Source organism: Polynucleobacter sp. MG-5-Ahmo-C2, from assembly GCF_018687735.1.
Lineage (GTDB): Bacteria > Pseudomonadota > Gammaproteobacteria > Burkholderiales > Burkholderiaceae > Polynucleobacter.
The window spans coordinates 997,157-1,009,993 of sequence record NZ_CP061304.1 but is presented as its reverse complement, the minus strand read 5'-3'; the positions used below and the strand labels follow the sequence as shown (position 1 = coordinate 1,009,993).

At 46.6% G+C, this 12,837-nt stretch carries 12 protein-coding genes; 7 read left to right on the top strand and 5 right to left on the bottom strand.

Annotation, left to right across the window (positions count from 1 at the left end):
- The first annotated feature begins 203 nt into the window (after window positions 1-203).
- Window positions 204-2,315 (top strand): alkyl/aryl-sulfatase, encoded by a 2,112-nt coding sequence (locus C2740_RS05240; protein ID WP_215292027.1) that lies wholly within the window; start codon window positions 204-206, stop codon window positions 2,313-2,315.
- 21 nt (window positions 2,316-2,336) lie between these two features.
- Here the strand turns inward: C2740_RS05240 and C2740_RS05235 are convergent, their stop codons facing one another.
- Complete coding sequence (locus tag C2740_RS05235) at window positions 2,337-3,575, bottom strand: CaiB/BaiF CoA-transferase family protein (protein WP_215292026.1); 1,239 nt, start codon at window positions 3,573-3,575, stop codon at window positions 2,337-2,339.
- A 77-nt stretch (window positions 3,576-3,652) separates the two neighbouring features.
- Between C2740_RS05235 and C2740_RS05230 the strand changes: the two genes are divergently transcribed.
- Window positions 3,653-4,642, top strand: a complete 990-nt coding sequence (locus C2740_RS05230) for a tripartite tricarboxylate transporter substrate binding protein (RefSeq protein ID WP_215292025.1) — start codon at window positions 3,653-3,655, stop codon at window positions 4,640-4,642.
- A 9-nt stretch (window positions 4,643-4,651) separates the two neighbouring features.
- Window positions 4,652-5,449, top strand: coding sequence for an enoyl-CoA hydratase/isomerase family protein (locus tag C2740_RS05225; protein WP_215292024.1), 798 nt, complete (start codon window positions 4,652-4,654; stop codon window positions 5,447-5,449).
- A gap of 29 nt (window positions 5,450-5,478) precedes the next feature.
- Here C2740_RS05225 and hemW read toward each other — a convergent pair whose 3' ends face one another.
- The 3 genes from hemW to rph are packed head-to-tail and all read right to left on the bottom strand — an operon-like array spanning window position 5,479 to window position 8,010.
- Window positions 5,479-6,660, bottom strand: a complete 1,182-nt coding sequence (gene hemW / locus C2740_RS05220; RefSeq protein WP_215292023.1) for a radical SAM family heme chaperone HemW — start codon at window positions 6,658-6,660, stop codon at window positions 5,479-5,481.
- Window positions 6,654-7,256: an RdgB/HAM1 family non-canonical purine NTP pyrophosphatase gene (rdgB, locus tag C2740_RS05215; protein WP_215292022.1), complete on the bottom strand. Its 603-nt coding sequence runs from the start codon at window positions 7,254-7,256 to the stop codon at window positions 6,654-6,656. The genes hemW and rdgB overlap by 7 nt, the downstream gene beginning before the upstream one ends.
- A gap of 22 nt (window positions 7,257-7,278) precedes the next feature.
- Window positions 7,279-8,010, bottom strand: a complete 732-nt coding sequence (gene rph / locus C2740_RS05210; protein ID WP_215292021.1) for a ribonuclease PH — start codon at window positions 8,008-8,010, stop codon at window positions 7,279-7,281.
- Between the two features lie 54 nt (window positions 8,011-8,064).
- Between rph and C2740_RS05205 the strand changes: the two genes are divergently transcribed.
- The 4 genes from C2740_RS05205 to C2740_RS05190 all read left to right on the top strand — a co-directional run bounded on the left by C2740_RS05205 (window position 8,065) and on the right by C2740_RS05190 (window position 12,325).
- Window positions 8,065-9,003, top strand: coding sequence for a YicC/YloC family endoribonuclease (locus C2740_RS05205; protein WP_215292020.1), 939 nt, complete (start codon window positions 8,065-8,067; stop codon window positions 9,001-9,003).
- Between the two features lie 61 nt (window positions 9,004-9,064).
- The gene (gene gmk, locus C2740_RS05200; protein ID WP_251369598.1) at window positions 9,065-9,658 is read left to right on the top strand and encodes a guanylate kinase; all 594 of its coding nucleotides are present in this window, start codon (window positions 9,065-9,067) and stop codon (window positions 9,656-9,658) included.
- Window positions 9,659-9,703: 45 nt separating this feature from the next.
- Window positions 9,704-9,907 (top strand): DNA-directed RNA polymerase subunit omega, encoded by a 204-nt coding sequence (gene rpoZ / locus C2740_RS05195; protein WP_011902918.1) that lies wholly within the window; start codon window positions 9,704-9,706, stop codon window positions 9,905-9,907.
- A gap of 108 nt (window positions 9,908-10,015) precedes the next feature.
- Window positions 10,016-12,325: a bifunctional (p)ppGpp synthetase/guanosine-3',5'-bis(diphosphate) 3'-pyrophosphohydrolase gene (locus tag C2740_RS05190; protein WP_251369714.1), complete on the top strand. Its 2,310-nt coding sequence runs from the start codon at window positions 10,016-10,018 to the stop codon at window positions 12,323-12,325.
- On the opposite strand, the gene greB is transcribed toward C2740_RS05190, so the two are convergent.
- The gene (gene greB / locus C2740_RS05185) at window positions 12,322-12,822 is read right to left on the bottom strand and encodes a transcription elongation factor GreB (protein ID WP_215292017.1); all 501 of its coding nucleotides are present in this window, start codon (window positions 12,820-12,822) and stop codon (window positions 12,322-12,324) included. The two genes, C2740_RS05190 and greB, sit on opposite strands and share 4 nt — an antisense overlap.
- Between the last annotated feature and the right edge of the window lie 15 nt (window positions 12,823-12,837).

Genomic DNA, 12,837 nt, shown 5'->3' with positions numbered 1-12,837 from the left:
TTCTAAAATAAATTGATTCTCTTTATTGTAAGGGCTTCTTATTTCAGAAAGGTCATATAAGAATCTATAAGTATTTATCTCGGAATTAGGCTAGTCGTTGTACGATTCGGTTATGAAGACCTCAAAATTTGGTTCAGCTAAGTCATAGGCTTGCCATTTACCAATCCTATTATTGAATCTATATTGATCGCTAGGCTTACAAAATGAAAACTACCTTTACGAAACTCGCTCTTGTAGCATCTCTTTTAACTTCGGGATTTGTTTTTGCTGCTGGTGGCGGTGGAGTGGTGGCCGATCCAGGTGCAATGCAAGGCAAGCATTTTGATGCTAAAGGCATGGCGCCATCAAGCTATACAGTAGAGCTTCAGAATGGCTTGCGCAAGTCATTACCTTTTGATGATCAGCGTGACTTTGAGGAGTCTAAAAAAGGGTTCATAGCTGCTCCTGCCTATAAGACCATCATGGCGGACGCTGGGAATGTTGCCTGGGATATGGGTAGCTATGAGTTCTTATTGCAAGGCAAAGATTTTGATAGCGTTCATCCATCATTGCAACGCCAGGCGATCCTCAATATGGGCTACGGTCTCTATGAAGTGGTGCCCGAAAAGATTTATCAAGTTCGCGGCTTTGACCTGGCAAATATTAGTTTTGTTAAAACCAATACAGGTTGGATTGTGTTTGACCCACTCACCGCCAAAGAAACTGCTAGAGCTGCGATGGAGCTTGTAAATGAAAAGCTTGGTAAACGTCCTGTAGTGGCTGTGGTGTATTCCCATTCCCATGGGGATCACTTTGGTGGCGTGCGTGGAGTAGTGGATGAGGCTGATGTCAAAAGTGGTAAGGTTAAAGTAATTGCACCTGCTGGATTTATGGATCACGCCGTTGCTGAAAACGTGTATGCCGGTAATGCAATGACCCGCCGGATGTACTTTCAATATGGAGTGTTGTTGCCCCGCAGTCCCTTTGGGCATGTGGATCAATCGATTGGTAAGAATACTGCTGCTGGCAACTTAGGTTTGATTGAACCAAACACCTATGTTAATCAGCCATTTGAAAAAATGATGGTTGATGGCATTGAGATGGAATTCCAAAATACGCCAGGCACTGAAGCGCCCGCGGAGATGAATACTTATTTCCCCCAATTTAAAGCATTCTGGGCCGCTGAAAATATCACTGGGACGATTCACAATATTTACACCTTACGTGGCGCATTGGTAAGGGATGCCTTAGCTTGGTCTAAAAATATTAATAACGCTCTATATCGTTACGGCAACGAAACTGACGTGATGTTTGCTTCACACAGCTGGCCGCGTTGGGGCAATGAGCGCATTCAAGAAGTGATGCGCACTCAACGGGATAGTTATGCCCATTTAAATAATGAAGTACTACACCTTGCAAATAATGGCGTGACTATTAACGAAGTCCATAACATTTACAGGCAACCAGAAAGTCTAAAGTCGCAATGGGCTGCTCACAGCTATCATGGCTCAGAGGAGCACAATAGTCGGGCAGTGATAAATCGTTATCTCGGTTACTGGGATGCGAATCCTGCTACCTTGATTCCTTTATCACCTAAAGACTCTGCCCCGCTTTATGTTGAGATGATGGGTGGATCGGCCAAGATCATGGCCAAGGGAAAAGAGCTCTATAAACAAGGCAAGTATCGCCAAGCCATGGAGATCGTTAACAAGTTAGTTTATGCACAACCCAATAATGCTGCGGCAAAAGATTTGCTAGCCGATATCTTTGAGCAAATTGGCTACCAAAAGGAAAGCCCTAGCGTACGCAATAGTTTCCTTGGTGCTGCCTATGAATTACGTCATGGTATGCCTGGCGGCGCCTCTCCAAAATCCAATGGTCCGGACATGATTAAGGCAATGACAACAGAGCTGTGGCTCAATTCTTTGGCCATTAGTATGGATAGTAAAAAAGCCGCTGGTATGAAATTCATCATTAACCTATCCACACCAGATAATGGCGAGCAGTTCGTCATTGAGATGAGTAACTCCACCCTTACCAACATCAAGGGTCAACAAGCTAAAAATCCCAATCTCAGCATCACCCTAAACCGCAGTGATCTTGAGCGTGTGATGGGTGGCCAAACTACTTTTGAAACTCTGCTGTCCGAGGGTAAGGCGAAGTTTGATGGCGATCGCAAATCCTTTGATCAACTCAAAAGTACTCTGACTATCTTTACCCCCGATTTTGAGTTAATGCCTGGTACTAAGGCCAATAAACCAGAGGCAAAGCCCTTGCCAAAGACAGCAAAAGATCCTTTTGCCGCTCAAGAGATGGCGATTACTGCAGGTGAATAGTCTGCGGTAAATTAGAAGCGCTTACGGTGCAAACGCACCACCAGCCTCTAGTGCCTTCAGCTCATCGCCTGAGATTCCCATTTCCGCCAACACTTCGCTGGTATGTTCGCCCAATAGAGGGGGATGTTTGCGTACTTGCTGTGGCGTACCCATCAGCTTGACTGCAAAGCCAATATTAGGAACAGTTCCTTCAATCGGATGATCAATTTCCATCCGCATTTTTCGATGACGACCATGTTCGCTATCAAATGCCTCTGGGTAGGTGTTAATAGGACCAGCCGGAATGCCTGCCGCTAGAAGATCATCAACCCACTCATGACTCGCTTTAGTAAGGAAGGTTTTCTCTAGTTCGGCTGCAAGCTCTAATCGATTGGCCAAGCGCAGCGGATTGGTTTTGAAACGCGCATCTTCAAATAATTCGGGGCGGGCAATCTTGTCACAAAGAAGTTTCCATAACTTCTGATTGGTAGCACCCATCACAAAGTAGCCGTCAGAGGCCTTCATGGCTTGGTAGGGTGCGCTCATATGATTTGCGGTACCTAATTTGTACGGCTCAACTCCAGTCCCCCAGTATTGCGCTGTATCCCAGATTGAAAATGCCAAAGCAGAGTCAAATAAAGAAGCGTCAATAAATTGACCTTCACCGGTTTTGGTTTTGCCAATATACGCAGATAAGATTCCGTAAACAGCAAAGAGGGCGCAACCAATATCCGCTACTGGAACACCCGCTTTTACTGGGGGCCCATCGGGATAACCAGTCACACTCATTACGCCTGACATTGCTTGGGCCATTAAATCAAAACCAGGTCGATCTGCCCACGGACCTGTTTGACCAAAGCCGGAGATACTGGCATAGACTAAGCCAGGATTAATGGCTTGCAGAGAAGGGTAGTCAATACCCAGTTTTTTCATGACACCTGGTCGATAGTTTTCTACTAGGATGTCTGCAGTCTTTACCAACTCAAAGAAGACTTTTTTACCTGCATCGGTTTTGAGATTAAGCGTTAGACTCCGCTTATTGCGGTTCATGTTGAGAAAGCCCATGCTATCTGAGCCTTTCATCTTGAATCCCATCGCTCCTCGGGTTTGATCACCCGTACCGGGGGGCTCTATCTTGATGACATCGGCACCTAAGTCGGCTAGAAGCATGCAGCAGTAAGGGCCAGCCATGACTTGACTAACGTCCAACACACGCACGCCAGCAAGAGGTAGGGGTCTAGTGGATCCCGTTAAATCAGGTTGAGTAGGTGTTTTCGTCATTGTCTCGTTTGTTTTTATATGTTTAGAATGAATGTCTAATAGTATCAAAGACAATTAAAACTAGATTTGGAGACTGTATGTTGCTTCGATTGCCAAAGTGGGCCCTTCAAGGTCTGATTGCTACTGCGCTTTGCTGTGTGCCATTCTTTGCGTTAGCTCAACAAGCTTTTCCTACTAAGCCAATCCGTCTCATTGTGGGCTTTGCTCCAGGTGGCGGCACCGATATTGTGGCTAGAGCCATCGCACCAAAGATGGGCGAGCTCTTGGGTCAAAGCGTGATCGTAGAAAATAAGTCTGGTGCTGCGGGTACTATTGCTGCCGATCAGGTTTCTAAATCCAATCCCGATGGCTATACCTTGCTAATGGGCCACTCCAATTCAAATGCGATTGCACCCTTTGTATTAACCAACGTGCAATACAATCCTGCGACAGATTTCACACCGATCACTTATTTGGGTTATGTACCAAACGTATTGGTTGTAAAAGCATCTTTGCCTGTGAACTCCGTTGCGCAATTAATTTCACTGGCTAAAGCAAACCCGGGGCAGATGACTTATGGCTCATCGGGTATTGGTAGCACACAACATTTGGCTGGAGCACTCTTCTCAAAAATTGCTGGCATTTCAATGAATCACGTTCCTTATAAAGGTAGTGGCCAAGCTATTATTGATTTGCTCGGCGGTCAGATCACAATGAACTTTGATACTTTGCCACCCAACTTGCAGCAGATTAAAGACGGCAGCTTAAAAGCATTGGCGATATCGACCCCAAAACGCTTGGCAATTCTTCCGAATGTGCCGACCTTTAATGAAGTGGGTATCACAGGGTTTGACGTAACCAACTGGTATTCCGTCATGGGTCCAAAAGGCATGGATCCAGCGGTAGTGAATAAGATTGATCAAGCTGTGAAAGCAGCGATGGCCGATCCGCAGATTAAAAAGACTCTAGATGCACAAGGTTTACAACCAGAAGGCCCCGCAACTCCTGCCGCATTCAGTCTGTTCTTGGCCGGCGAACTTGCTAAGTACCAACGCTTGGTTAAAAGCTTGAACATTAAGGCGGAATAAGTTTTAACAATGACGCAAATAGATCAAGAGGCTAAGGTGGCCCAAGTAACGATAGAGCTTCAGGGTAAGTTTGCTTACGTTACTTTCGACCATGTTGCGGCACGCAATGCCATGACTGTTGGCATGTACGAGAGCCTTAAATCTATTTGCTTAGATATTGCCAATAATTCTAATATCCGCGTTGCAATCTTTCGCGGAGCAGGTGGCAAGTCATTTGTCTCTGGAAGTGATATTGCGCAATTTTCTAGCTTTAAAAATGGCGAGGATGGCGTGCGTTATGAAGAAGCTATACACGACTATTTAAATCCTTTGGCATCACTCCCAATTCCAACGATTGCGGTCATCGATGGCATGGCGGTGGGCGGTGGTTTGGCAATTGCAACTTGCTGTGATTTTAGGATTGCTACGCCAGAAGCAAAGTTTGGCGTACCTATTGCAAGAACCCTCGGAAATTGCTTATATCCTGGCAATATCGCTTGGTTAGCTGCTCACATGGGTATGAATATTATGAGGCGCATGCTGCTCTTGGCTGAAATGATTCCTGCCAGCGAGTTACTCGCTCAGGGTTATTTACTGGCTACATATGATCAAGAGCAACTCGGCAAAGAGGCGGATGCTTTGGCTGAGCGTTTAGGAAAGCTGGCTCCAATTACGCAAAAAGCCAGCAAGCTTACAATGGCCAGAATGATTGCAAGCCAATTACCGGATTGCCAAGACCTCATCCGTGAAACCTATGGCAGTGACGATTTTAAAAACGGAGTTGCTTCTTTCTTAAAAGGTGAGCCACCGGTTTGGAGTGGCAAGTAATAGCGAATCAGTAAGTACCAGCAAGCTACCTAGTCCAAGAACATTTCTTGAAGATTATTTAAGTAGCGCAGCCCCAAAGCAGTCGCCTTGAGCTTGCTTGGGTTCTCATCTAATAAACCCTTTTTACAGGCTTCATCAAGGCCTTTACTGATAACGCTCAAGGGTAAGCCAGTCCGCTCACTAAAGGTATTGGTATCAACACCATCAGAGAGTCTTAAGGCATTGAGCATAAATTCAAAGGGAAGATCTTTGGAAGTAATTTCACGAGACTCAATCAGGGCTTTGCCTTTAGTCTCCATCGCCTGCATATAGGTTTCTGGATGTCGTTCTCGAACCTGGCGGGTAATTTTTCCCGGATAAGAAATCTTGCCATGGGCGCCGGCACCAATACCGATGTAATCACCAAAGCGCCAGTAGTTCAAATTATGTTTGCACTCTTGATCTTTCTTGGCATAAGCAGAAACTTCGTAACGCTTGTAGCCTGCCTTGGTAAGCAGGTCTATGTTTTGCTCGAAGATGGCATCGATCTCATCATCGCTGGGTAAGCTTGGCGGAAAGTTAGCAAAATAAGTATTGGGTTCAAGCGTGAGGTTGTAGAAAGAGAGGTGAGGAGTCTTAAATGAAAGTGCAGTTTCAACATCGGACCTTGCAGCCTCAAGACTTTGATTGGGCAATCCGTACATGAGATCTAAATTCACAGACTTAAAGTGATCTAAGGCAATCTGGACAGCGCGCTTAGCTTCAGCACCACTATGAATGCGGCCTAGCGCTTTAAGTTGTTCATCCTGAAAGCTCTGGATTCCCAAAGAGACCCGATTGATTCCCGCTTTGGCAAAGCCGGCCAATTTGTCTGCTTCAACAGAACCAGGATTGGCTTCCATCGTAATCTCAGCATCGGGTTCTAAATTGAGGCGGGCACGAACAGCGCACAATAATTGATCCATGCCTGCAGCTGACAGCAGGCTAGGCGTACCACCGCCGATAAAGATGCTATGAACTTGACGTCCCCAGATATTGGGTAATTCAGTTTCAAGATCAGCAATTAAGGCATTGATATAACGCTGCTCATCAAAGCCGTCTGCAAGGTCCGAGGAAGGATCTTTCGTTTGATGTGAGTTGAAGTCACAGTAAGGACACTTTTTCTCACACCAAGGAAAGTGAATATATAAAGCCAATGGAGGCAATGCAGTTAAGGAAGGTTGATTCAGCACGGCAATGAATTACGAATCTTCAATTGACTAATGAGTTCGCACAAGGCTTGACCGCGATGACTGATGAGATTCTTTTGACTGGGATCGAGCTCTGCGGCTGTCTGATTCAGTTCGGGTAAGAAAAAATGGGGGTCATAGCCAAATCCATTGCTTCCTCTTGCTTCGTTGATGATGACGCCATACCAGCTGGTTTCGACAATCAGAGGATTGGGGTCATCAGCGCTATTGACGAGGGCTAAGGCACAAACATAATGCGCGCTGCGATCAGATTGATTGCTTAATTCAAAGATCAGCTTTTGATTATTGGCAGCATCATTTGCATGCTCACCGGCGTAGCGCGCAGAGTAAACACCGGGCCTATTGTCTAGAGCATGAGCACAAATACCAGAATCATCCGCTAGGGCTGGTAAGCCGCTAGCACTACTGGCATGACGCGCTTTAGCAAGGGCATTCTCAACAAAGGTGTGGTGTGGCTCCTCTGCTGCAGGAATGCCGAGCGTGCCTTGCGGTATGACTTCAAAATTCAAAGGCGCCAAGAGCGCTTGAATCTCTTTGACCTTGCCAGCATTATTGGAGGCGAGAACGAGCTTTTGCATGAACTGTTAATTAAGGCAATAGTTACTTCAATGCTTCAATTTGCAATTGGGTCAACTCACGAATACCTTCTTCTGCTAAATCAAGCAGTGCAGTGAGCTCACTTCTTGAGAATGCCGCCCCCTCTGCAGTGCCTTGTACTTCAATCATGCCGCCCTTACCAGTCATCACGACATTCATATCGGTATCGCACGATGAGTCTTCTGGGTAGTCCAAATCTAAAACAGGGCTACCCTGATAGATGCCAACCGAAATCGCGGCTACGCTATCAATCATTGGGTCTCGAGTGAGTGCGCCACTCTTGAGTAATTGATTAACAGCATCACGAGCAGCAACATAAGCGCCCGTAATGGAAGCGGTACGTGTACCACCATCAGCTTGTAAGACATCGCAATCTAAGTGAATCGTGCGCTCACCCAAAATTTCTAGATTAAAAATACTGCGCATAGCCCGACCAATTAGGCGTTGGATTTCTTGTGTACGACCAGATTGTTTTCCACGTGCAGCCTCTCGATCGCTACGAGTATGGGTAGAGCGAGGGAGCATGCCATATTCCGCAGTAACCCAACCTTCGCCTGAGCCACGCTTATGCGGCGGCACCTTATCCAGGATGCTGGCAGTACACAGTACTTTGGTATCCCCAAAGGCGATCAGCACAGAACCTTCAGCATGCTTGGTAAAAGCCCTAGAAATCGTGACGGGGCGTAAGTCTTTGGGCTTACGGCCGCTTGGACGGGTGATAGGTTGGTTGCTCATCGAATTTTGCCTAAAGGTTTGGGTTGGAACAAATAAAGAATCTACAATGTCCATATGATATCGAGCATGACTGGTTATGGCAGCGCTTCTCGCCAAGTCTCCCTAGGAGCTGGTGTAGTTGCTGATCTGCAGGTGGAATGTCGGGCTGTTAATAGCCGCTTTCTAGATTTGGGTTTTCGTCTTCCTGACGAATGCCGTGGGGCTGAGCCCGCATTACGGGAGCTGGTGACCCAGAATCTTTCCCGGGGCAAGCTTGAATTTCGGGCGGCTTGGCGTATTAATAACAGTGGCGGGACAACAAAAGCCAACCCCCAAGCCTTGGGCACCCTAAATCAGGATCGTCTAGTTGCGCTCAAAGTTTTACAGGCCAATACCCAAGAAATCTTTCCCGATGCTAGAGAGTTCAGTATTTCGGATGTGTTGCGCTGGCCGGGTGTAGTTTCTGAGCCGCGCGGCGAGGAAGAAGGGTGGATTGCAGCAACTTTAGAAGCTGGCAAAGCAGCTTTGGCTACTCTGATGGAAAGCAGGCAGTCAGAAGGTAAGGCTTTGGTTGGTATCCTTACCAGTATTACGAGCAAGATGCGTGAGATCGTCAAGACGATTGAACCCAAGGTTCCAGAATATGTTGCGCAGTATCAAGCAAAACTCACGGAACGCTTATCAGAGGCTTTGGCAGCCCAAGAGCAAGGAAAAAATTCTAGCGGGTCTGGAACTGAGTTGATGGAGCGTATTCGTCAAGAAGTTGTTCTGTATGCAGTGCGTATTGATGTAGCTGAAGAGTTTGCGCGTCTCAAGACTCACTTACAGGCTGTAGACACTGCTTTGCTTGGTAAGGGGCCTGTTGGTAAGCGTTTAGACTTTCTCATGCAAGAGTTGAACCGTGAAGCCAATACCTTAAGCTCTAAATCCGTTTCTGAAGAATGTACGCAAGCTGCTTTAGAACTCAAGCTCTTCATTGAGCAAATGCGCGAGCAAGTACAAAACCTAGAGTAATCCGTACAATTGATTTATGACTAGCCCAAATCACAATTCATCCTACCAAGGCAGCATGTTAATGATTGTCGCCCCATCAGGTGCAGGGAAGTCTTCTTTGGTGGATGCGTTGTTACAAGATGACCCAGGCTTGAAATTATCCCTATCAAGCACAACACGTGCACCGAGGCCTGGTGAGGTGGATGGCAAAAATTATCGCTTTGTATCTCAAGAAGAATTTATTCGTGAGAAAGATCAAGATCTCTTTTTGGAGTGGGCACAAGTGCATGGTCATTTTTATGGCACATCTAAACCTTGGATTGAATCTCAAATGCAAGCTGGTAGTGATGTCGTACTTGAAATTGATTGGCAGGGTGCACAACAAATTCGCAAACTCATTCCATCAGTGCAGTGGATCTTCATCTTTCCCCCTTCAATTGAGGCCTTGGAAGAGCGTCTGCGCAAACGGGGGCAGGATGATGAAGCAACAATCCAAAGACGCTTGGCTGCAGCCCACGTCGAGCTCCTGCATGCCCATGAGGCAGATTACATCGTCGTCAATGATTCTTTTGATCAGGCCCTGGTGGATCTAAAGCACATTTTGGCCTCCAGCCGCCTTCGTTCTGAGCCTAGCATGGCAAGAAATCCAGCCCTTTTAAAGCGGCTTGGGGTCTAATCAGTTATCCTATAGGTATTGAAGCTAAATTTAAGTGAGTTCAGCATGGCCCGTATTACTGTAGAAGATTGTCTTAAAACCATCCCAAATCGTTTTGAACTAGTGTTGGCTGCGACTTATCGTGCTCGTCAATTGGTTCAAGGTCACTCCCCACGTGTTGAGTCCAGAGATAAAGCGACTGTCGTTGCATTACGTGAAGTTGCTGCTGGTGTAACTGACCGTGACATGTTGACCAAAGTACCTTTGTAATTTAGGAGTTCCGGTGTGGAGCTCCCTTTAGGAACAGCCAAAGCATCGGAATTAGTAGGAGGACTTTCGTCCAGAGAGACCTCCCTTGGAAGCACTGCAGTTGATCTGTTGAGTACACCAACAGATACCTCAAAGCCATTCAGTAAAGATAGCGGTAAAAAATCGATCCTAGCGTCATTGCTAGCGCAATCGAGCCGTCATTTGTTTGGGCCAACCTCTGCGCCCAGTACACCGTTAAAACACCAAGTAGTTTCGATAGAAAACTTACTTTCGAAGCTGGCTTACCTTAAACCTGATGAAGTTGCGTTAGTGAAGAAGGCGTTTCAGTTCTCGGATGCTGCGCACTTAGGTCAATACCGTCATAGCGGCGAGCCTTACATTACTCATCCTGTCGCTGTCGCTGAGCTCTGCGCCACTTGGCGCTTAGATGCACCCTCGATTATGGCTGCCTTATTGCACGATGTTATTGAAGATACCGGATCAACCAAAGCCGACTTGGTAGAAAGGTTTGGCGCCAAGGTGGCTGAGTTGGTAGAGGGCTTAACCAAGCTTGATAAGTTAGAGTTCCAAAGTCACGCCGAAGCGCAAGCAGAGAGCTTTCGCAAAATGTTCATGGCAATGGCGCGCGATGTTCGAGTCATCTTAGTAAAGCTGGCCGATCGTACGCACAATATGCGCACCTTAGATGCAGTTCCCATGGAGAAGCGTCGTAGGGTTGCCGCAGAAACGATTGAGATATATGCCCCAATTGCGCATCGCTTAGGCTTAAACATTATTTACCGCGACTTACAGGACCTCAGTTTTCGCTACTCGATGCCAATGCGCTTTCGTGTCATTGAGGGTGCAGTAAAAAGGGCGCGCGGTAATCGCAAAGAAATCATTGAAAAGATCTTGCAAGCATCACGCATGTCCTTCGCTAAGGCCAATCTCGATGTGGATCTGCGTGGTCGTGAAAAAACACTGTACAGCATCTATAACAAGATGCGCACTAAGCATGTCAGTTTTTCACAAGTCCTGGATGTTTACGCTTTTCGTGTCACGGTGAGCAGTATTGACGAGTGTTATCGGGCATTAGGTATTTTGCATGCTCTTTATAAGCCAATGCCTGGCAAGTTTAAGGATTACATTGCGATTCCGAAGTTGAATGGCTATCAATCACTTCACACAACACTGTTGGGACCATCAGGTGTCCCGGTTGAGTTTCAGATTCGTACTGCTGATATGCATGCCGTTGCGGAGGCGGGTGTTGCTGCACACTGGGCCTATAAGGACGGTTCGCCAGATATGAGTGAGGTGCAAAATCGTGCCCATCAGTGGCTGCAATCTTTGATTGATATTCAGGATAGCAGTGGTGATTCCCAAGAATTCTTAGAGCACGTCAAGATTGATCTTTTTCCTGATGCAGTTTATGTCTTTACGCCTAAGGGACAAATTAGGGCGCTACCAAGAGGGGCAACTGCACTTGATTTTGCATACTCTATTCATAGCGATCTGGGCAATACCTGTGTTGCCGTGAAGATCAATGGCTTACAACTACCGCTACGCAGTGAACTGAAAAACGGCGACATTATTGAAGTGATCACTTCCGCTAATTCACAACCAAATCCTGGTTGGCTCGCCTTTGTACGCACTGGTAAGGCACGTGCCTCCATTCGACATTCTTTAAAAACTAAACACTATGCCGAGTCATTACAACTGGGTGAGCGTTTATTAGCCAATGGCCTGCGCCAGCAGGGGGTTGATGCAGCATTGTTATCTCCTGAGATCTGGGAGAAGCTCATGCATTGGACTGGTGATAAAACCCGTGAAGAAGCCTGTGTCAATATTGCTCTAGGTCGCCGCTCACCTCAAGAGCTGGCTATTCGTTTGAAGATATTGATTGATGATGAAGGTGGCGGCGATCAAATGCGTTTAGGTGCTGCCGACTGGATTGCATCCACACCAGAAGTGAGTCACCATCAGCGTCAGGCTATTTTGGTCGACGGACGTGAAGGTAACTCGATCAGTTTTCAGACTTGTTGCCATCCAATACCGGGTGACAATATTATTGGCTACCTAGGTAAGGGTGAGGGACTTCAAGTTCACACCAATGACTGTCCGGTTGCCTTGCGCATGTTATCCAAAGATGGTGAAAAGTGGGTTGAAGTCGAGTGGGGCAAAGAAGTTCATCGTGAATTTGAAGTAGATTTAGCAATTGATACCCGTCAAGGTAAAGGAGTGTTGGCAAGGGTTGCTAGCAGCGTTACTTCTGCAGACTCAAACATCATGAATGTATCGATGGATGATCGCTATAAGGAAGACTCTGTCACCATTCGTTTTACGATCCAGGTATACGATCGCTTGCATCTATCAAAGGTCATGCGCAGTCTTCGCACTAATCATGATGTGATGCGAGTGACCCGAATCCGATCGCTTTAAAGATATTGAACGTCCAGTATTTCAATTTCACAAGGTCCAGTTGGCGTTTGGATTGCAACACAATCTCCCAGTCTTGCTTTGATTAGTGCTTTAGAGATTGGTGATACCCAGCTCACGTGACCCTTGTCAAGATCTACTTCGTCGACTCCTACGATAGTGATTACAGTCTTCTTTCCAGCCTCTAGCCCCTCGACTGGCGAGTAGGTTACCGTAGCTCCGAAGAAGACTTGTTCGGCATCGCTATCCCCATTTTTTCGGGCTAAATTGTCGACAACTACGGCAAATTCAAGGCGCTTGTTCAGAAAGCGTATGCGGCGGTCTATCTCCCGTAGACGCTTTTTCCCATAGATATAGTCCCCATTTTCTGAGCGATCACCGTTGGAGGCAGCCCAGTGAACTACCTTTACGACCTCGGGCCGATCAAGGTTTAAGAGCTGTAGAAGCTCGGTTTTGATGCGTTCGTGACCAGCAGGTGTAATGTAGTTTTTCTCTTCCATGGCATAATTATGGCT